General features: G+C 69.1%; 18 protein-coding genes. 7 read left to right on the top strand and 11 right to left on the bottom strand.

Going from position 1 to position 19,516, the window contains the following annotated elements:
• Positions 1–93: 93 nt before the first annotated feature.
• Both QNM97_RS07035 and QNM97_RS07030 read left to right on the top strand, forming a co-directional pair.
• Entirely contained in the window at positions 94–699 is a 606-nt protein-coding gene (locus tag QNM97_RS07035; RefSeq protein ID WP_283822154.1) for a cysteine dioxygenase, read from the top strand.
• 18 nt (positions 700–717) lie between these two features.
• Positions 718–1,092, top strand: a complete 375-nt coding sequence (locus tag QNM97_RS07030) for a rhodanese-like domain-containing protein (protein ID WP_208791872.1) — start codon at positions 718–720, stop codon at positions 1,090–1,092.
• 67 nt (positions 1,093–1,159) lie between these two features.
• On the opposite strand, the gene cofG is transcribed toward QNM97_RS07030, so the two are convergent.
• The 7 genes from cofG to typA form a co-directional block, all read right to left on the bottom strand.
• Positions 1,160–2,404 (bottom strand): 7,8-didemethyl-8-hydroxy-5-deazariboflavin synthase CofG, encoded by a 1,245-nt coding sequence (gene cofG, locus QNM97_RS07025; RefSeq protein ID WP_502874999.1) that lies wholly within the window; start codon positions 2,402–2,404, stop codon positions 1,160–1,162.
• 6 nt (positions 2,405–2,410) lie between these two features.
• Positions 2,411–3,916 carry a flavin-containing monooxygenase gene (locus tag QNM97_RS07020; RefSeq protein ID WP_283822153.1) on the bottom strand — a complete coding sequence of 502 codons (1,506 nt, stop codon included), beginning with the start codon at positions 3,914–3,916 and terminating at the stop codon, positions 2,411–2,413.
• Positions 3,913–5,040, bottom strand: coding sequence for an FO synthase (locus QNM97_RS07015; protein WP_283822152.1), 1,128 nt, complete (start codon positions 5,038–5,040; stop codon positions 3,913–3,915). Before QNM97_RS07015 ends, QNM97_RS07020 begins: the two co-directional genes overlap by 4 nt.
• Positions 5,041–5,090: 50 nt before the next feature.
• Positions 5,091–5,465 (bottom strand): facilitated glucose transporter, encoded by a 375-nt coding sequence (locus tag QNM97_RS07010; protein ID WP_208791876.1) that lies wholly within the window; start codon positions 5,463–5,465, stop codon positions 5,091–5,093.
• A complete protein-coding gene (gene mshB, locus QNM97_RS07005) occupies positions 5,462–6,391 on the bottom strand; it encodes an N-acetyl-1-D-myo-inositol-2-amino-2-deoxy-alpha-D-glucopyranoside deacetylase (protein ID WP_283822151.1) in 930 nt (309 codons plus the stop codon). The genes QNM97_RS07010 and mshB overlap by 4 nt, the downstream gene beginning before the upstream one ends.
• The gene (locus tag QNM97_RS07000; protein ID WP_283822150.1) at positions 6,388–8,271 is read right to left on the bottom strand and encodes an ABC transporter family substrate-binding protein; all 1,884 of its coding nucleotides are present in this window, start codon (positions 8,269–8,271) and stop codon (positions 6,388–6,390) included. Before QNM97_RS07000 ends, mshB begins: the two co-directional genes overlap by 4 nt.
• Positions 8,272–8,362: 91 nt before the next feature.
• A complete protein-coding gene (gene typA, locus QNM97_RS06995; RefSeq protein ID WP_283822149.1) occupies positions 8,363–10,288 on the bottom strand; it encodes a translational GTPase TypA in 1,926 nt (641 codons plus the stop codon).
• A gap of 152 nt (positions 10,289–10,440) precedes the next feature.
• Between typA and QNM97_RS06990 the strand changes: the two genes are divergently transcribed.
• Positions 10,441–10,617, top strand: a complete 177-nt coding sequence (locus QNM97_RS06990) for a hypothetical protein (protein ID WP_208791880.1) — start codon at positions 10,441–10,443, stop codon at positions 10,615–10,617.
• 279 nt (positions 10,618–10,896) lie between these two features.
• Here the strand turns inward: QNM97_RS06990 and QNM97_RS06985 are convergent, their stop codons facing one another.
• Genes QNM97_RS06985 through QNM97_RS06970 form a run of 4 tightly spaced genes read right to left on the bottom strand, consistent with a single transcriptional unit; the run spans position 10,897 to position 15,090 of the window.
• A complete protein-coding gene (locus tag QNM97_RS06985; RefSeq protein WP_283822148.1) occupies positions 10,897–11,307 on the bottom strand; it encodes a (deoxy)nucleoside triphosphate pyrophosphohydrolase in 411 nt (136 codons plus the stop codon).
• Positions 11,304–12,347: an ABC transporter ATP-binding protein gene (locus tag QNM97_RS06980; protein WP_283822147.1), complete on the bottom strand. Its 1,044-nt coding sequence runs from the start codon at positions 12,345–12,347 to the stop codon at positions 11,304–11,306. Before QNM97_RS06980 ends, QNM97_RS06985 begins: the two co-directional genes overlap by 4 nt.
• A complete protein-coding gene (locus QNM97_RS06975) occupies positions 12,347–14,065 on the bottom strand; it encodes an ABC transporter permease (protein ID WP_283823123.1) in 1,719 nt (572 codons plus the stop codon). The genes QNM97_RS06980 and QNM97_RS06975 overlap by 1 nt, the downstream gene beginning before the upstream one ends.
• A complete protein-coding gene (locus QNM97_RS06970; protein ID WP_502874998.1) occupies positions 14,041–15,090 on the bottom strand; it encodes a thiamine ABC transporter substrate-binding protein in 1,050 nt (349 codons plus the stop codon). Before QNM97_RS06970 ends, QNM97_RS06975 begins: the two co-directional genes overlap by 25 nt.
• Before the next feature lie 445 nt (positions 15,091–15,535).
• Between QNM97_RS06970 and QNM97_RS06965 the strand changes: the two genes are divergently transcribed.
• The 4 genes from QNM97_RS06965 (at position 15,536) to QNM97_RS06950 (ending at position 19,515) form a co-directional block, all read left to right on the top strand.
• On the top strand, positions 15,536–16,351 hold the full coding sequence (locus tag QNM97_RS06965) for an Rv1157c family protein (RefSeq protein ID WP_283823121.1): 816 nt from the start codon (positions 15,536–15,538) through the stop codon (positions 16,349–16,351).
• 202 nt (positions 16,352–16,553) lie between these two features.
• Positions 16,554–17,561 carry a hypothetical protein gene (locus tag QNM97_RS06960; RefSeq protein WP_283822146.1) on the top strand — a complete coding sequence of 336 codons (1,008 nt, stop codon included), beginning with the start codon at positions 16,554–16,556 and terminating at the stop codon, positions 17,559–17,561.
• On the top strand, positions 17,558–18,829 hold the full coding sequence (locus QNM97_RS06955; protein ID WP_283822145.1) for an alpha/beta hydrolase family protein: 1,272 nt from the start codon (positions 17,558–17,560) through the stop codon (positions 18,827–18,829). Before QNM97_RS06960 ends, QNM97_RS06955 begins: the two co-directional genes overlap by 4 nt.
• Positions 18,826–19,515, top strand: a complete 690-nt coding sequence (locus QNM97_RS06950; RefSeq protein ID WP_283822144.1) for a lysoplasmalogenase family protein — start codon at positions 18,826–18,828, stop codon at positions 19,513–19,515. Before QNM97_RS06955 ends, QNM97_RS06950 begins: the two co-directional genes overlap by 4 nt.
• Position 19,516 lies beyond the last annotated feature (1 nt).

Genomic DNA, 19,516 nt, shown 5'->3' with positions numbered 1-19,516 from the left:
CCACCCTGGTCGCGTGAGCACTCCATCGAGGCGATGTCGCGGCCGTCACCGTATCCGGCGCACTCCCCTCGCACCTCGTTCACAGGAGAACTCATGACCTCGACCCTGCCCTCCCGTACCCAGCCAACCCGTACGTACCGCTCCGCCCGCCACACCGCCGCCCACCTACCGACCCGGCTGCGTCCGGCCGACCTGCTGCGGATCACCGACCAGGGCGTCGCCGACGTCCTCGACGGACGATATGACCGCCTGCTGCCCGCAACCTGGGACCCGGTGGAACGGTGGTCGACCCGTCTGGAATCCGACGACGACCTCGACCTGTGGCTGATCAGCTGGACGCCGGACCGCTCCACCGACCTGCACGACCACGCCGGATCGCTCGGCGCCCTGACCGTCCTGAGCGGCGCGCTGCGCGAATACCGCTGGACCGGAGACGATCTCGCGCTGCGCATCCTCTCGGCCGGCGATCAGGCCGCATTTCCTCTCGGCTGGGTCCACGACGTGCAGCACCACGGCAGCATCCCGCCCGCGCGTGGGCTCACCGCCCCGACGGGCGACACCTCCGTGGCCGCTCCGAGCGGTCCGACGCTCAGCGTCCACGCCTACTCCCCGCCGCTGACCGCGATGTCGTTCTACGAGGTCACCGACGGCGGCGCGCTCCGCCGGACCCGGACCGAACTGACCGACGAACCGGAATAGAACACCTATCGTGAACCCATGCCGATGACCATCGACGACATGCTCCTCGTCGCGCGGGAGTCCCTGCAACGACTGCCCGCCGAGGATCTCGACGCCGAACTCGCCGCCGGTGCCGTGCTCGTCGACATCCGGCCCGCCGCGCAACGCGCCGCCGAAGGGGAGGTTCCCGAGGCACTCGTCATCGAACGCAACGTCCTGGAATGGCGATGCGATCCGGCCAGCGACGCGCGCATCACACAAGCCGTCGACCACGACGTACGGTGGATCATCCTGTGCTCGGAGGGATACACCTCGAGCCTGGCGGCGGCATCGTTGCAGCAGTTGGGATTGCACCGGGCCACCGACGTCGTCGGGGGCTACCGGGCCCTCGCGGCGCACCACGATCGCCGGTGATGTCGCGGGGCTCACGCCACCGCCGGCCACACCCGGGGTGACGGAATCCGGTCGGCCGCCAGACCGCTCACGCCACCGCCGGCCACGTCCGGGGTGACGGAATCCGGTCGGCGGCCAGACCGCTGTCCGGATCGCTCAGGGCCGCCACGTGATCATGCAGTGCCGGATCGATCCACGACGACGCGTCGAGGATGTACGGCGGCTGCGCGGTGAGACGTTCGGTCAGGGTGAATCCGGCGCCGGCGGTGAGATCGGCGAGCACGTCGAGGTTGGGCCAGGGACGTTCGGGATTGACGTGATCGGGTGTCAACGGCGACACCCCGCCCCAGTCGTCGACGCCGGAGGCGATGAGTGCCTCGCACTCGGCTGCCGACACCAGGTTCGGCGGCGCCTGGATTCGCATGTGCGGACCGAGTACGATCCGCGCGGTCGCGACCGCGGCGAGGAATTCGGTCATCTCGGCGTCGGGGGTGCCGCGCATCGCGGTGTCCGGCTTGGCCCGGAAGTTCTGCACGATCACTTCCTGGATGTGCCCGCCCGCCGCAGCGATCTCGGCCATCGCGAGCAGCGATTGCGCTCTCTCGGTGAGACTTTCGCCGATGCCCACGAGTATTCCGGTGGTGAACGGAATCCCGACCGCACCCGCATCGCGCAACACCTGCAGCCGTACCAGCGGGTCCTTGTCGGGGCTGCCGTAGTGAGGCATACCCTTCTCGGTGAACAGCCGGCGCGAGGTGGTTTCGAGCATCATGCCCATCGACGGGGCGACCGGACGCAGGGCGGTCATCTCCTCGGCGCTCATCACCCCCGGATTCAGGTGCGGCAACAGTCCCGTTTGTGACAGGACCGCGATCGCGGCGGCGCGGACGTAGTCCAGCGTGGAGGTGTAACCACGCTCGGCCAGCCATTGCGCGGCCTGCGGCCATCGATCCTCCGGGCGATCGCCGAGGGTGAACAGCGCTTCCTTACAACCGAGTTCGGCACCCTTGCGGGCGATGTCGACGACCTCGTCGAGTTCGAGGTACATCCCCGCACCGGCGCGCGCGAGCTTTCCCGGGATCGTCACGAAGGTGCAGTAGTGGCAGCGGTCGCGGCACAGTGTGGTCAGCGGGATGAACACCTTGCGCGAGTAGGTGACCTGCCCGGTTCGTCCGGCGGCCGCGAGGCCCTCGTCGCGGAGATCGGCGGCGATCCGTTGCAGCGCATGCAGATCGGAGCCGGACGCCGACAACAGTGTGCTCACCACCTCGTCGTCGGTGACCTCGGCGCTCGTCGCGGCATCGAGTGCCGCGGCCATGCTCATGGATGCCATGGGTGCTCACTCCCCTCGTTCGCTGGTGGTGGCCGCTGACAATCGGGTGAGGAACGGCTCCGGCTCGAACGCGCCGTTGCGCTCTCGGAACGACAACGCCGTCCCCGGCCAGAGCAGTGTCAGCCGACCACTCTCGGGATCGACATACCAACTGTCACAACCGGTCAACCACACCGTATCGGAACTCCGGTCGTCGATCTCCCGGGTGTAGGCGGCCTCGGCGTCGGCGGTGACCTCCAGTGCGGCCACCCCCGCCTCGGCCATGTGATCGAGAGCGCCGACGACGTAGTCGAGTTGCGTCTCGATCATGTAGATCGCCGAATTGTGGCCGAGAGCCGCATTCGGGCCGTCGAGCACGAACATGTTCGGGAAACCGGCGACCACGGTCGAGGCGTAGGAGACCATGCCGTGTCGCCAGTGGTCGGCGAGCAACTCGCCGTCCCGGCCGTGCACGCGCGTGGCGACCGGCGGTCGCGCCGCCTCGAAACCTGTTGCCATCACCAGGATGTCGAGATCGTGGCTGCCGCCACTGGCCGCCCGCGCCTTCGATTCGACCACCGACTCGAGGGCGCCGGGCTCGAAGACGACGTTCTCGCGCAACAGCGTCGGATAGAAATCGTCACTGAGAAGTATTCGTTTACAACCGATCTCGTAATCGGGGGTGAGTTCGGCCCGCAGCACCGGATCGGGGATCTGGGCGCGCAGGTGCGTCAGGGCCCGCGCCCGGATCTCGTCGATGTCGGGACGGCGGCGCAGCCGTTGCGCGAACGCGGCGTCGGCATTGCGCAACAGTTCGTCGCGATGCGCGGCCGCCCGCTGCGGGTCGACGAGCTCGGCCCGCTCGGCAGCGTCAAGGCGACGATCCTCGCGCGGCACGATGTAGGGCGGGGTGCGGCTGAAGATGACGAGCTCGGCGGCCCGCGCGGCCACATGCGGCACGATCTGGATCGCCGACGCCCCGGTGCCGACCACCCCGACCCGGGCGCCCGTCAGTTCGAGATCGGGCTCCCAGGCGGCCGTGTGGACCACGGTCCCCGAGAAATCGTCAAGGCCCTCGACGTCGGGGATTCTCGGCTCCGACAACCGGCCGACGGCCAGCAGCAGGATCCGGGCGGTCAGCGACTGCGCACCGTCGACGCCTTCGGTGACCAGATGCCATCGATCGTTCTCGGCATCCCAGGTGGCACAGGTGAGTTCGCGGCCGAGGCGGATGTGGTCGGCCAGTCCTTCGTCGTGTACGAGCCGGTCGAGATAGGCGCGGATCTCGGCGCCGGCGGGATAGATCGCCGACCAGTCGGCGGGGGGACGGAACGAGAACGAATAGAGGTGACCGGGGATGTCGCAGGCGATGCCTGGATAGATGTTGTCACGCCAGGTGCCGCCGACGGCGTCGGCGCGTTCGAGGACCACGAACGATTCCCTCGCGCGCCGCGCCAGATGCGTGGCCATGCCCAGCCCGGCGAATCCCGCCCCGACGATCGCGACGTCGACCTGGGGTGCGGCCGCGGTCACCGGCCTGCCCGGTGCAGGATCGGCTGGACGCCGGGCTGCCGATAGGCGGTGGTCCGTTGGACCGGAGTGCGGCCGGCGCGTTCGGCGAATCCGGCGAGGCGCTCGGCGTCGAGGACGCGACCGGCCTCCGGACCGGCCGACGGCATCACCGTGCCGTCGAGCAGCATCCCGCCGATGTCGTCGACCCCGCCCCGCAACACCTCGTCGACGACGCCGGCGTCGAGCTTGGTCCAGGCGACCTGGATGTGGTCGAACCGGCCCAGGGTGAACAGCCTCGCCACGGCGTGAATCGCGCGGGTCTCACGGCGTGAGGCGCCGGCCACCGCGGCCGACCGCAGGTGGGGTGGGGTGTTGTCGGCGACCATCGGCATCAGGATGAGCTCACTGAACCCGCCTGTACGCGACTGGATCCCGGACAGCGTCCGCAGATGGGCAACGACGTGGCCCGGCGTTTCGACATGCCCGTACAACACCGTCGCCGTCGAAAACAGTCCCGCCTCGTGCGCTGCGGTGATGTCCTCGATCCATCGGTCGCGGGCGTGGTCGGCCCCGGGTGGTGCGAGGACTGCACGGACCTCGTCGTCGAGGATCTGCGCCGCGGTGCCCGGCACCGAGCCGAGTCCGGCAGCACGTGCTCGGCGGAGGAACTCCTCGACGTCGACGCCCAGCCGGGCGGCGGCGTCGCGGATCTCCGGCGGGCGGAAGGCGTGCAGATGGACCGGCGCCGCAGCGGTGATCCGCTCGATCAGGTTCAGGTACCCCTCGGCCGGGGCATCGGCGGGTAGTGGCCCCTGCATGCAGATCTCGGTCGCCCCGAGCTCGTGGGCCTCGACGACCAGATCCTCCAGTGCCGGGTCAGTGGTCAGGCCTGCGGCCACGGCGGTGTCGAGATTGCGATTCACCACGAAGGTGAGGGCCTCGGGATCGGTGACCGCGCGGCGGGCCGCGTCGGCGTGCGCGCACAGCTCCTCGAGGAGATCACCGTCGGCGCCGAGCAGCGCGATCCACTCGTCGTCGGAGAGGTCGGCCGGCGTTCCCACCGGGGCGGCGGACAACCGCTCAAGCGCCGCGGCGACCCGCTCGACGGGCGCCCGATGATCGGTCGCCCACGCGCGCAAAACCATGGACCCACTCTAACCGCAGGGTCCCGGGCGTTCGGGGTGGCTCGGGATGCTCAGGCGTCCGGGCGCGGCAGCCGTCCCGACCAGATGAGCGCCACCGGGATCCCGAGACCGAACAAGACCAGCATCAGCGTCGCGGGAACGGTCGTGCCGCCGAGATAGAGCACCACGTCGCCACCCGGACCGGTGAACGCCGCGACCAGAAGGACCAGAACCCACGCGGCCAACGGCGCGAACCGCAGCGGCGACTCGGTCGTGCGCGCCGCCAGCCACAGCAATATCGCGTTGACCAGCCCGGCGACAAGGGCGACGACCGGAACGGGCTGCCCCCAGAACCGCAGGTAGCAGAACGCCACCGATCCCAGCCCGACCACGACCCCGTCGACGATCAGCATCGCGAGGAGGAAGCGGTCGAGCGCGCGGGTCACGGGTGCGCCTGCGCGGGACGGCGTTGCGGGGTGAACAGATCGTCGTTGCGTCGCGACGCCTCCGGTGCGGGGGTCGAGGACCCCTCCCGTGCCGGGCTGCGCAGGATGAAGTGCTCGACGTCGAAGATCGGCTGAAGGATGTTGTTGGACAAGGCGTATTCGGTCCGCGACGGCGCCACCGTCACCTGGGTCGCGTGTGCGGCCAGGGCGTCGACCTTGCGCTGATACACCCCGCCGACGTCGATGGCGGTGGTGATCCGGTCGTCGGGGTAGCTGGGCAGTTCGTCCTCGAGCGGCATCCGCCAGCCGTCGGGAACGCGGTCGGCCGCCGCCGCGAGACCGGCACGCAGTGCACTCGCCTCGGTGACCGACTCGTACACCAGGTACTCGGTTCCGGTCCGCTCCGACGCGATCGGCACCGCGGCCACCGAGGCCTCGTGCACCGTCATGTGGTCGGGATGTCCGTAGGTGCCCGCGGTGTCGTAGGTGACGACCACCTGCGGATCGAACTCGGCGATCTCGTCGGCCAGCGCCGCGACGACCGCGTCGAACGGGCCCTGCGCCAGCGCGCGCGGATGCTCCGCCGACGGCGTCCCGGCCATCCCGGAGTCGCGCCAGCGTCCGGCACCACCGAGGAATCGCGTGGCCAGCGGCGGCCGACCGGGCGGGGTGAGGGCCTCGAGCGCCCGGGTCAGTTCGAGGATGCGGTAGCCGCCGAGCTGATCGGCACCGCCGTCGGCGACCAGCTGCGCCCAGCGGTCGCCGATCACCTCACCCTCCTCACCCAGGGTGAAGGTCACCACGCGCACGTCGACACCCTCGTCGAGATACCGGGCGATGGTGCCGCCGGTCATGATGGTCTCGTCGTCGGGGTGGGCGTGCAGCAGCAGCAGTCGGCGTCCTGCCGACTCGAACGATGCGGTCATTTGATGTCCCAGGTGGCGGCGGTGCCGTAGATGGAGGTCTGGATCGGCCCGGACAGCGGCACACCGGTCACCGCCGGCGTCACCCCCACGAGCATGCTGTCCTGGTAGAGCGGCAGGTAGATCGCCTGATCGGCCAGCAACGGCTCCGCCTCGGCGAGCATCGGCGTCGGATCGTCGGCCGACAGCGCATCACGGGCCAGGGAGATCAGCGCGGGATCGCACACCCCGGAGATGTTGCTGGCGTAGACGGTGGTCGCGCCGGACGCGTCCTGGCTGGGTGCGACGCTGGTGGGGGTCGGGGGTGTCGACAGCGACGGCGCGGTGCCGGGCTTGGGCTGGTCGCAGTCGACCTGGGAGGCCAGCGCGGCCGCCGGGGGCACACCGAGCCCCGTCCATCCGACGACGAGATCGACGCGTGAATCGGTCAGCGCGACGCCGTAGAGGTCGCTGTTGGGCAGCGACACCACCCCGGCTCGTACACCGGCGGAACGCAATTGATCGACGATGTTCGCCGCGGCCGACGTCGACCGGGGGTCACCGCTGATCGCGCCGACCCGGACCGTCAGATCCTGCCCGTCCTTCTCGAACGGGATGACGCCGTCGGGTACCGGGGCAACGCTGGGCGCCTCGGACGTCGGCGTGCTGCTCGGAGCCGACGAACTGCTCGGGCTCGCCGAACTCGACGGGCCGGTCGAACCCGATGGGCTCGGCGAGCCGGATGTCGGGGTGTCCGGAGCGGGTGGTGTGCGCCTGTATCCCGCGGACGCGAGCAGATCGTCGATCGCCTGCGGCGCGGGCCGGGGGCGGCTCACCGGGAAGTACCCCGGGTCCGACGGCGCGTACACGGTGTTGGCGTACTGCTGCACCACCCATTCGCCCGCACCGGCCAGCGTCGCGAGGTTGGTGTCGATCATCGACAGGATCGCGCGCCGCACCTCCACCCGATTCATCACCGGGGTTCGCGCGTTGACGCTGACCGTGAGGGCCCGCGAGGTCGGCCCGCGCTGATCGGTCAACCCGGGAACCGCGGTGAGCTCGGCGGTCGTCGCCGGGCCCGCGCCGACCGTCGCCAGCGCCGAGCCACCCGAACGAATCGAATCGATCATCTGCGAGTCGGTACCGGCCCGGCGCAACACCACCTGGTCGAGCTTCGACGGCGTCATCCAGTAGCGGTCGTTGCGAATCAACCGCACCTCGTCCCGGGTGGGATCGAGAGAGAAGATCTGAAAAGGACCGGCCGACACCGGTTTCCCCGAGTCCATGCCGGTCTGGAAGCCGGCCGGGGTGCCACGCAGCACGTGGCTGGGCAGCAGGTTGGTGAACAACTCGCGCCACCGCGGATAGGGCTGTGCGAAGCGGACCTCGACGACCTTGCTCCCCGCACTGGAGGTGACCGAGTCGATCAGCCGATAACCGGCCGGCGCCACCACATTCGGCTGTCGCGACATCTGCTGCCACAGATAGTTGAAATCGTCGCCGGTGACCGGCAGACCGTCGGACCATTGCGCATTGGTGTGGATGCGGTAGGTGACCGTGAACGGCTGGGTCGAGGTGACCTCCGCCGAGGTCACCAGCGCGTCGTTGCGCTGCCAGACAACGCCGTCGGGCGTCTGCACCGGCAGGAACGCACTGGGCAGGGTCATCGCGGCGATGGCCGTGGTCACCGGATTCTGGTCGGCGCCCAGGTGCGGATTGAAACCGGTACCGATCGAGTCGGTGGCAACGTAGATCGTCTTGCCGTCGGGATACTCGGTCGGCGTCTGTGGGGTCGCGGTGTCTCGCACCGGCGGCGGCGGGTTGGCGGTACACGCCGCCACCCCGAGCACCGCCACCAGGACCGTGAGGACGAGCAGGAGTGATCGCCCGGCCGAATGCGTCACGCGACGCCGCCTCGACCGCCCACATCCCACGTCCATCACGAATCCACTCACCCCCAGACCACGACCACGTTCACCCGAGCGCGTACGGGGCTCAGCCCGCCGCGGCATCCCGCGTCTTGGCGCGCGAACGCTCGCGGGCTCGGGTGGTGGCATCCAGATGCACCTTACGCACCCGCACCACCTCGGGAGTCGCCTCGACACATTCGTCGGCGGCACAGAACTCCATCGCGCCCTCGAGCTCGAGATGCATCGGCTTGGCGAGGGTTTCCATCACGTCGGCCGACGACTGCCGCATGTTGGTCAGCTTCTTCTCGCGGGTCACGTTGATGTCGAGGTCCTCGGCACGCGGGTTGATGCCCACGACGTGTCCCTCGTAGGTGTCGTCACCGGGATTGACGAAGAACGTGCCGCGGTCGGCGAGCTGGATCATCGCGAACGGCGTGACGGTACCCGCGCGGTCACTGACCAGTGATCCGGTGTGCCGGGCGCGGATCTCGCCGGCCCACGCCGCGTACCCGTCGAAGACCGCGTTGGCGATACCGGTGCCGCGGGTCTCGGTGAGGAAGTCGGTGCGGAAGCCGATCAGTCCGCGCGAGGGCACGGTGAACTCCATCCGCACCCAGCCCGAGCCGTGGTTGTTCATCTGGTCCATCCGCCCCTTGCGGGCCGCGAGCAACTGGGTCACCGCGCCGAGGTACTCCTCGGGCACGTCGATGGTGAGGTGCTCGAACGGCTCGTGCACCTTGCCGTCGACCCGACGCGTGACCACCTGCGGCTTGCCGACGGTCAGCTCGAAGCCCTCGCGGCGCATCTGCTCGACGAGGATCGCCAGTGCCAGCTCGCCACGACCCTGGACCTCCCAGGCGTCGGGACGCCCGATGTCGAGGACACGCAGCGACACGTTGCCGATCAGCTCGGAGTCGAGGCGATCCTTGACCATGCGCGCGGTCAGCTTGTGGCCCTTGACCCGGCCGGCCAGCGGCGAGGTGTTGGTGCCGATGAATACCGCGATGGCCGGTTCGTCGACGGTGATGCGCGGCAACGCGACAGGGTTCTCGGCGTCGGCGAGGGTGTCGCCGATCATGATCTCCGACATTCCGGCGACCGCGACGATGTCGCCCGCGACAGCCGACTCGGCCGGGCTGCGCTCGACGCCGACGGTGACGAGCAGTTCGGTGATCTTGGCGCGTTCGACAACGGGCTCCGCTGTTCCGTCTTCCTTCGTGACCTCACGCAGCCATGCGACGGTTTGTCCCTTCTTCAGGGTCCCGTTGTGGATGCGGACCAGCCCGAGGCGGCCGAGGAACGGCGACGCGTCGAGGTTGGTGACGTGGGCCTGCAGGGGCGCTTCCGGATCGCCCTTGGGGGCCGGGACGTGCTCGAGCAGCACGTCGAAGAACGGATCGAGGTTCTCACCCTCGGGCACCTCACCGTTGGCGGGCTGCACGGTGCTCGCGATGCCCGCGCGCCCCGAGGCGTAGAGCACCGGAAGGTCGAGGACCTGTTCGGCGGCCGCGGCGGCCTCTTCGGGAAGGTCGGACGCGAGATCGAGGAGCAGGTCGTGGGTCTCCTCGACGACCTCGGCGATACGCGCGTCGGGCCGGTCGGTCTTGTTGACCAACAGGATGACCGGCAGCGATGCCGACAGCGCCTTGCGCAATACGAAACGGGTCTGGGGCAGCGGGCCCTCGGAGGCGTCGACGAGCAGCACCACGCCGTCGACCATCGACAGACCGCGCTCCACCTCGCCGCCGAAATCGGCGTGACCAGGGGTGTCGATGACGTTGATGACGACCTCGGTGCCGTCGGGCTGGCGACGGTGGACCGCGGTGTTCTTGGCGAGAATGGTGATGCCCTTCTCGCGCTCCAGGTCACCGGAATCCATCACGCGGTCGACGAGCTCGGCGCGCTCGCCGAACACCCCGGACTGTCGGAGCATCGCATCGACCAACGTGGTCTTGCCGTGGTCGACGTGCGCGACGATCGCGACGTTGCGGAAGTTGGGAGCAGGGCTCACTGAGATCTCTTTCGTGTACGGGGACGGTCACTCGGCGCACGCGGAACCGGCGCCGGCAGACTGACGACGGCTAACAGCGTATCGGGTCCACGGGAGAGACCGCGATCACAGCGGAGTGTCAGCGGGTGAACAGCCGGTGCTAGCGTCGGCGCATGGGCAAGAAAAACCCGGCAAAGGTCGCCGACCTCACGCCCAAGAAGAAGTGTTGTCGCTCCAAGACCCGCTGCGTACGGTGCCCGGTCGTCATCGCACGGATGCGCAAACTCGACGTCGACTCGATGAGCAAGAAGGAACTCGGCAAGGCCCTCAAGAAGGCACGGGCCGCCTGACCCGAGTCCTCGCCGACAGCGCCCTCCCCACCGCCGACAGCGCCCTCTGTTCCGCCGACAGCGCCCGTCCCAACCCCGACAGCGCCCGGCGACGCCACCTCTACGCCGATCTGATCGATCACCACCGCGACCAGAGCGCGCCCCTGCCGAACCGTAGAGCGCCGTCGACGAGGTGGAGGGCGCCGTCGCCGACGTGGAGAGCGCTGTCGGCGAGATAGAGAGCGCTGTCGGCGAGATAGAGAGCGCCGTCGACGAAATGAAGAGCGCTGTCGGCGCGGATCAGGGGCGGCGTAGCCGCGCCAGCAGTTCCGGAACCCACACGGTGTCGGCGGGGACGAGACTCCCCTCACTGCACAGCGTCGACAGTTCCTCCGCATCGACCCACCGCACCGCTTGATGTTCACGCGCGGCGGGTTCGCCGGCGATCACTCGCGCCCAGCGGGCGATCAACACCAGTTGGTCGGAGAGCGTCACCTGTTCACCTAGCTCGGACTCGACGCCGACGTCGATACCCAGCTCCTCTGCGAGTTCACGACGCAGGGCTTCCTCGTCGCTCTCCCCCGCCTCGGCCTTTCCGCCGGGCAGTTCCCAGAGGCCTTCCAATTCGACCGGCCGCGCGCGGCGCGCCAGCAATATCCGCGTGCCCGAGGAATCGAGGATGGCGCCGGCCAGCACGTGCCGACGGCTCATCGTCCGATCACCGCGATCCGGTCGGGAATCAATCGCACCAGGACCCGGTCGCCGACCGCGATCGCTCCGGCGCCGATGGCGTCGATCTCACCGTGATCGGTGGCCACCCGTACGCGAGGACCTCCGGGAAGGTCGGCGACAACCATCGCCGTGCCGACTGCACCCGATGTCGTGTCGCTCTCCTCCGTGTCACCATCTGTGGCCGGCTCGGCGAGCACCGACTCGGCCCGCAAACCCAGCCGTGCGCGCGAGTCCGCCAAGTCGACGACAACCGCCCCGAAGACGGTGTCGGCCAGCCCTTCTCGCTTCTTATGCGCATCGATGATGGTGGTACACCCGAGGAATCGCGCCGTCCACTCGTCCGCGGGCGCCGACCACAGACCGGCCGGTCGCGCCGACTGAACGATCTCACCCTCCCGCATCACCGCGACGGAGTCGGCCATCAACGCCGCTTCCGTGTGGTCATGGGTGACGACGATAGTCGGAGTCCCTGCAGCACGGACGATTTCGGCGATCTCCACGGCCAGGCTGTCGCGGAGTCGACGGTCCAGGGCGGCCAGCGGCTCGTCGAGGAGCAGCAGCCGCGGCCGGGGAGCCAGCGCCCGCGCCAGCGCCACCCGCTGTGCCTGTCCACCCGAGAGCGACTCGACGCGGCGTTTCTCAACGCCGGGAAGTCGTACCAGTTCGAGCATCTGGCCGACTCGTGCGGCGATGTCGGCTCTCGACCACCCCCGCACGCGCAGTCCGTAGCCGATGTTCGCGGCCACCGTGCGTCCCGGGAAGAGCTGGCCGTCTTGGAAGACGACCCCGAAATCCCGCCGGTGGGTGGCGATCTCGGCGAGATCGTCCCCGTCGAAACGAATCGTCCCGGCGGTTGGTCGTTCCAGCCCGGCTACGGCGCGAATCAACGTCGACTTGCCGCATCCGGACGGCCCGAGCAGTGCGGTGACAAGTGAATCCTGGCCGCCCACAGACCAATCGAGCCCCTTGACGACCGCTTCGGCCCCGTAGGCGACGCTCAGCTTCTCGATCTGCAGCATCAGATCAGTGTCCCCGAGCGAGGCCGGAAGATCTCCACGGCAAGCACCGCGACGGTGGTCACGACCACCAACACCATCGATGCGGCCATCGCCGTGGCGAGTTCGGTGGCGCCCGGACGGTTGAGGGCCGATCCGATCAGGACCGGCAGGGTGGTGGTGTCGGCGCGCGCGAGAAAGCTCGTCGCACCGAACTCCCCGAGCGCCATGACGAAAGCGAAACCGCCTGCGGCACAGAGTGATCGACCGATCAGTGGGAGATCGACGGTGCGGAATACCCGCCACGGCCCGGCACCGAGGACCGCCGCGGCCTGACGCAACCGCTCGGGTACCGATTCCAGGGCTGGGATGACGATGCGGATGACGACAGGAATCGCGATCAGCGCCTGTACGCACGGGATCACCAACGGTGAGCCGGCGATCTCAGCCGGCAGGGCGGCCAACACGATCAGGTATCCGAATCCCAGTGTGACCGCACTGATCCCCAAGGGGATCATGGCGATGGTGTTCCCCACTGCGCCGGCAACACCCCGTGACCGATGCAGGGTGATCGCCGCGAGACCACCGACGACCAGCGCGATGACCGTGGCCAGGATCGCGCTGAGCAGCGAGTACCGCAACGTGTCCAGCGGCGTCACGCCGTTCACCGGCTCGGACAGCGCCCGATACCCGGCGAGCGTCCACGATCCACCGACGGTCGGACGCACCGACCGGATCGCCAGTACCGCAATCGGTCCCACCAGAACCAGTACCGTCCACGCCCAGGCCAGCACCACCGGTATCCATCGGATGCCGGTGATCGCCGACGGCCGACGCCGCGCGCCTGCGCCGCCGGACGCGCCGCCCGGGGCGACGATCCTGGTGCACAGCAACACCGCGACGACCACGACGATCTGCAGCAGCGACAGCATCACCGCCTCCGGCAGCCGGAAGTAGCCGATCGCCTGTGTGTAGATCTCGGTCTCCAGAGTCCGCAGGGCGCCTCCGCCGAGGATGATGATCACCCCGAAACTGGTGGAGCAGAACAAGAACACGAGGGCCGCGGCGCCACCGGCGGCCGGGGCCAGCCGCGGCGCGACCACCGACCACCAGGCCCGGGTCCGGGTCGCACCGAGCACACGGGCCGCCTCCTCGGTGCGGGTGTCGAGCGAACGCCAGGCCGCACCCACCACCCGCACCATGACGGCGACGTTGAGAAATGCGTGGGCGGCGAGCACTGCGGGCCAGCCGCTGCCCATCCCGAGTCCGGCGAGCGGACCGTTCAGCAGTGCTCGGAATGCAACCCCCACCACGACCGTCGGCAGGACGAAGGGCACGGTGACGATCACCGTGAGGACCACCGACCCCGATCCCGGTAGCCGGGCGTAGAGCCACACGATCGGTGCGGCGACGATGGCTGCGACCACGGTGGACGCAGCAGCCTGGCCGAGGGTGACCCAGAGTAGGTGCAACGCATGGGTGCGTTCGAGCAACACGACCGGCGAATCACCGGCGGAACCGACCTCGATCGCCCGCCGCACCAGGGCCGCCACCGGCCACAAGAAGAACACCCCGAGGAACACCATCGGGATCGCCTGCAGCGCCGCGATGGCAAAGCGCGCCGACCCTGTCGAAGGCTGATGTCGTGGTCGGTCACGGTCGCGCTGCGGCCCCGGCGGGGACGGTTCCCCGCGGGTCGCCTCGGTGGACGGATCGATCAACGACCGACCGCGGCGCGCCATTGCTCGAGCCATGACTCCCGGTTCTCGGCAACGTATTTCGGCGGCATGCTGACCGTCCACTGCGGCAGCGGAGCGCGCTGGGCCCAACCGTCGGGCAAGGGCGTGTTCTTCTGCACCGGATAGACATACATCGACGACGGCAGCGCCTTCTGCACGGCGGGGCTGAGCATGAAGTCGACGGCCTTGCGTGCACCGGTGATGTTCTTGGTGCCCTTGAGGATTCCGACGTACTCGACCTGACGGAAGCACCCGTCGAGAAGCGCGCTGGTTCCCGGTGTCGCCGCGGGCGAGGACGCGTAGGACAACACGATCGGCTTGGGCCCCTTGCCCTCTCCGGCGCTGAACTGCTGGTTGTAGGCGATCTCCCATCCGGAGTCGATGGCGGCTCCGCCCTTGGTCACGTCCTGCCAGTACGACTTCCAGTCATTGCCGAACATCCCGATCGTGGTGAGCAGGAAGGCCATTCCGGGTGAGGAGGTGCTCGGGTCGATGAGCGCGGCCTGCGCGGCGTAGGTCGGGTTGCGCAGATCGCGCACGCTGGTCGGCGGCTGCTGGTAGTGACTCGCATACCACTTGTCATCGATGTTGAGGCAGACGTCGCCACGGTCGACGGCGGTCAGTTCGTTGTTCGAATCCGGCACCGCGAACTGGACGGCTCCGTCGGCGGCGGCGGGCGGATTGTAGGACTCGAGGGCACCGGCGTCGATCGGACGTGAGGCGAAGGTGTTGTCGATGCCGTACACGACGTCGGCCTTCGGTGATCCGGGGGTCAGCGACACCGTCGAGGCAAGTGTGCCGGCATCGCCGGACTTCACGATCTTCAGATTCAGCCCGGTGTCGGTGCGGAAACTGTCGAGTACCGACTGCGGCAGGCTGAACGAATCATGGGTCAGCATCACGACATCGGCCGACGACGACGCATCGTCACCACATGCGGTCACCAGGGTGGCGCCTGCGGCGAGGACGACGGCAGCGATCCCCACGCGCCGCAACGACGACGCGCCGGCTCGGACGGATCTGCGCACGGACTCGCTGTAGTGACTCACGGGCTCCCCTGGACGGTGACGCGGCAACGGGTGGACGGACTCGGCGGAGGCACCACCGGCCACCGGTTCGGCCGATGTCCGACGCGCGGCACCGCGTTCGTACGTCCGCGTTGATCTAACCAGGTGATCAGTGCCCACACGAGCCCAGCCCGCGACACACCAACAGTAACAATTGCATCAATTGCCCCACCTGTCACAGCGGATCGGCGTTAGGCTGCCTGGACACCGCCCCACCCGAGGGGCTTAGAATGACCGGCGACGTCCGCGGTGTGCTCACTGAGCGCCGGGTCCGATTACTCGGCACGCCGCAGTGCTCGAGGGTGTCGGGGGGACGTCGGAGCCAGAGAATGCCAGCGTGGGCCGTGAATGATCTCGGCGCACATCGACTTTGATAGGACCTCGCCTCGTGCGTCTGCAAGCACCGATGAGCCGATCCCGACGCCTGATCGCCGCCACCGCGGTGGCCATCGCCACGTCGCTCGCCATCCCCGCCGTCGCCATGGCGGCACCGACCAGCCCGGCGCCGACCTCGCAGACGCCGACACCGGATCAGCGCACACTCGACTCCCTCGGCGCCTTCGCACCGGCCATCATCGGTGCGGTCACCACGCCGGGCCCGGACGGCAAGGTCAACGCCGACCTGCTGGCCCAGGCACAGACACTCGCCGACAATCCCGCGCTGCCGCCGCAGATCAAGGACATCTGGAAGCAGATCACCGACTTCCTCGGCGATCCGGGGCGTCAGCAACTCGCCGCCCAGCGGGCCGCCGAGACCCGCGTGGCCAAGCCCGGTGACCCGGTGATCCCGCACGGCCCGAACGCTCCGCGTATTCAGGAGTTCCTGTACCCGACGCTCGGCTTCGGCTGTATGCCGGGTAACGGCAACTCCTTGGGTCGGGCGCTGGTGACCGCGGGCCCGCAGGCCGCGCCCGCGCCCGGACCCAAGAGGGGCGAGGCCGGTTACGTCTACACCAGCCTCGGCACCGGCCCGGCTGTCAACAGCCCGGTTCGCAAGCTCTGGGTGAGCTGGCTCAACATCGACAACGGCCGCACCGGCCAGTTGCAGCTCAAGCGCAACGACAAGATCAACGCCACCGCGGGACCGGGCACGTTCACCGGGATCGCGGCCACCGGCAAGGGCCGGATCATCTCCACCATCTACGGAGACGTCACCACCAAGACCAAGGGCCGGGTCCTCTCGTGCACGATCGCACCGACGATCGGCATCGCGATCATCTGAGCACTGAGCAGTCACACGAACGCCCCGGCCTCGTGGCCGGGGCGTTCGTGTTCTGACGGGCATATCCCCGCGGTCGCGGGCGTATCACAACTCGGACTCGCGACTTGTCGATCCGGCAACCCTCATGCTTTCTTTTAACTTGAGCACCATCTGTCACATTCGTCCCACTGGTTGAGGGGCGAGTTGCCGCCTGAGGAGAGCCATGTCCATCGCGCCACGAATGACGGCATCGTCGTCGCAGTCTCCGCACCCGACGCCGTCGGTACGACACCGGCGCCGGCGATGGGGTCTCGGCGTGAGCGGTATCGCCCTGGCGACCGCGATAACCCTGGCCGGCGGTGCCGGGCTCGCACACGCCGCACCGGCGCCGCATGCTCCGACCACCCATGCCCCGACCGCGCGCGCAACGGCCACCGCCTCCCCCACCGACCAGCTCGGTGACCTGATCTACCAGATCGAACTCGGCGCGGTCCCGCTCGACAGCGAACTCGCCGACGCCGTCCGCAAACTGAAGGCCGCAGGCGTGGATCAGATGGCGCTCAAGGCCGCCGAGGCCGTCAAGAGCAGCCTCGGCCAGATCTCCCCCGACCAGATCACCGGCCTGCTGGGCCAACTGCCGCTCGGCGGACTCTCCTCGGGAACCTCCCAGGTCGCCGCGCGCCGCGATGTCGACGCGGTCGCCGACCCGCTGGCCGTCCTGCGCGCCGCAGGCGTCCAGACCTTCACCCCGTCGATCGCACCGTTCTGCGCCCCACCGACTGCCGACAACCCACTCGGGCTGGTCACCGCCGGAGCGGGCGCCGTGGCCGGGCCATGGCCGATGACGTCCGAGCCGACGACCCCGATCAACCAGATCCTGCAGATGATCCCGGGTGTCAAGGTCCCGCCGCTGGCCCCGATCAATCTCGTCCGCGACGGTCAGACCGGATACGCGTTCGTGCCGGCCTCTCCGGTCACCGACGGCAAGATCCAGGTCGCCTGGTTCAACACCAGCACCCTGCAGGGCGGTTTCGCCGACCTGCAGTCACTGACCGACAACCCGCAGGCCGCACTGCTGACCAAGATGCTCCCGGCACTCGGCGCCATTCGACTGGCGCCGGTGGACACCGGCAAGGGCACCATCCTGTCCGCGGTATACGGCACGGCTCGCAACGGATCGCAGTCCTGCTTCTTCCTGCCCGCCGTCGGCATCGTCGACGCGACATCATGATCACCCTGCGACGTCGGCCCCGCTGGGTCGCCAGACGCACCCGACTCGGCACCGCCGTAGCGACCACCGCAGTGGTGGTGTCCGCGGGCATCACCGGCTCGGTAATCGGCCTGGCACATGCCGCGCCGGACGCCGACCCCACCGCCGAGGCCACCTCGACCACCCCGTCGGCGGATCCCTCCGCCGGAGCCACCACCTCGACGGGCATGCCGTCGGCGAGTGCGGGACAGCAGGCCGGAACCGTCTACGCCAACCGACAGATCCCCGGGTCGACCCTGTTCGCCGGGGCACGTCAGGGCAACCAGTTCACCTATTGGAGCGTCGGCGCCGACGGTGCCCCGCATCTGAGCACCGGATCGCTCTACCTGCCACCGCAGGCGGCACCGGTCGGGGGGTACCCGATCGTGCTGTGGGCGCACGGTTCTCGCGGTCTCGCCGACGCCTGCGCCCCATCCGTCCACCCGACCGACACCGATCTCGACGCGTTGCGCACCTGGTTGCGCCGTGGCTATGCCGTCGTCGGCACCGACTACGCCGGCCTCGGAACCACCGGCACGCCACAGTATTACGACGTCGACGCGACCGCCCGGAACATCGTCGACGCGGTCCGCGCCGGTCGCGACATCTCCGATGAGCTCTCCGCCCGGTGGGCCGTCGTCGGTGAAGGGCAGGGCGCGTCGGCGGCGATCGCCCTGGCCCGTTCGGCGCCGAAACTGCAAGGCCCGAAGCTCGATTACCGTGGCAGCGCCGCGACGTCGATTCCCGCCGACTTCGCTTCTCTGCTCAGCAATCTCGGCCCCACGACGACCTTGACCGTGCCGCCCGGATGGGTGTCCGATGCGCTGTACACCCTCGCCGCGATCCGCACCGCACACCCCGAGGTCGGCCTCGACGGCTACCTCACCGACACCGGGCGTGCGTGGATGACCAAGGCGCAGAACCTGTGCGTCGGCGATCTGACGCGCGAGGTCGCCGGGCTCTCGCTCGGGTCGCTGTTCAGCAGGCCGTTGGCCCAGAACTCGACGCTGACCACCATCCTGTCGTCGGCATCGACCCTGCCGTCGAGCGGGTTCACCCGACCGGTGCTGATGACACAGACCCTGCAGGACCCGAATGTGGTTGTGCCGCTGACCCTCAAGTACATCAACGACGCCCGCACCGCCGACCAGCGTGTCTCCGGTCGCACCTACCTGACCCTCGACGAGCGCCAGGCAACCTCGATGTCGGACAACGACACCCGCGATTTCGTCGCCGGCCTAATGCGGTGAGGCGCTTACCCTACGCACTCGCCGCGGGTGTCGCCGCAGTGGCGGGCGCCTACGGCTCCCGACGTGTCGCCGCACTCACCAAACCGGTGCCGCTGGCGTTGCTGGCGGTCGAGGTCGGTCGTGGGCGGCGCACACGGGCACCGGTCGAGACCGCGTTGCTCGGCGCCGCGGTCGCGTTCTCGGCCGCCGGTGATCGCGCGATGCTCGCCGAGGAGTTCGCGCCGACCGCCCCGGAGGATCACCGCACCCGGCTGCCTCTCGCACATCCGTTGAGTACCAAGGATTCCCGGCTGGCGCTGGGGGCCACACTGTTCGCCGGCGCGCAACTGTCGTACTGCGCGCTGCTGTGGCGCCGCGGAGCCCGACCACGGGCACGCGACGTCGCCCCGCGGATGCTCGCACTCGCCGAGTCGGCGGCGGTCATCGGCTACCACCGACCCCGACTGCTGTCGGTCCTCGGGCCCTACGGCAACACGCTGGCGAGCATGTCGGCGCTGGCCGCTTCCGCACCCACCGGGCAACCCGCACTACGCGTCGGCGGATTGTTGTTCCTCGCTTCGGATCTGAGCATCCTCAACCGCCGTCATCTGATGAGCGACCCGGCGCGGCGACGAGCCGTCGAGGTGTGGGTGCTCGCCTCGTACTTCGCCGCGCAGGCATTGCTCGTCGGGACACTCGCCGAATAGG

It is taken from the genome of Gordonia sp. L191 (assembly GCF_030077625.1).
Taxonomy (GTDB): Bacteria; Actinomycetota; Actinomycetes; order Mycobacteriales; family Mycobacteriaceae; genus Gordonia; species Gordonia polyisoprenivorans_A.
Note: the sequence above shows the minus strand (reverse complement) of the source record. Positions and strands in the feature narration are given on the sequence as shown.

Bases quoted from the DNA above. Each gene is read 5' to 3' on its own strand.
- QNM97_RS06965 (WP_283823121.1), top strand. From the start codon at position 15,536: ATGAGCCGATCCCGACGCCTGATCGCCGCCACCGCGGTGGCCATCGCC.
- QNM97_RS07015 (WP_283822152.1), bottom strand. From the start codon at position 5,040: ATGGTTTTGCGCGCGTGGGCGACCGATCATCGGGCGCCCGTCGAGCGG.
- QNM97_RS07030 (WP_208791872.1), top strand. From the start codon at position 718: ATGCCGATGACCATCGACGACATGCTCCTCGTCGCGCGGGAGTCCCTG.
- QNM97_RS06985 (WP_283822148.1), bottom strand. From the start codon at position 11,307: ATGAGCCGTCGGCACGTGCTGGCCGGCGCCATCCTCGATTCCTCGGGC.
- mshB (WP_283822151.1), bottom strand. From the start codon at position 6,391: ATGACCGCATCGTTCGAGTCGGCAGGACGCCGACTGCTGCTGCTGCAC.
- QNM97_RS06960 (WP_283822146.1), top strand. From the start codon at position 16,554: ATGTCCATCGCGCCACGAATGACGGCATCGTCGTCGCAGTCTCCGCAC.
- QNM97_RS07035 (WP_283822154.1), top strand. From the start codon at position 94: ATGACCTCGACCCTGCCCTCCCGTACCCAGCCAACCCGTACGTACCGC.
- cofG (WP_502874999.1), bottom strand. From the start codon at position 2,404: ATGGCATCCATGAGCATGGCCGCGGCACTCGATGCCGCGACGAGCGCC.
- QNM97_RS06980 (WP_283822147.1), bottom strand. From the start codon at position 12,347: ATGCTGCAGATCGAGAAGCTGAGCGTCGCCTACGGGGCCGAAGCGGTC.
- QNM97_RS06955 (WP_283822145.1), top strand. From the start codon at position 17,558: ATGATCACCCTGCGACGTCGGCCCCGCTGGGTCGCCAGACGCACCCGA.
- QNM97_RS06990 (WP_208791880.1), top strand. From the start codon at position 10,441: ATGGGCAAGAAAAACCCGGCAAAGGTCGCCGACCTCACGCCCAAGAAG.
- QNM97_RS06975 (WP_283823123.1), bottom strand. From the start codon at position 14,065: ATGGCGCGCCGCGGTCGGTCGTTGATCGATCCGTCCACCGAGGCGACC.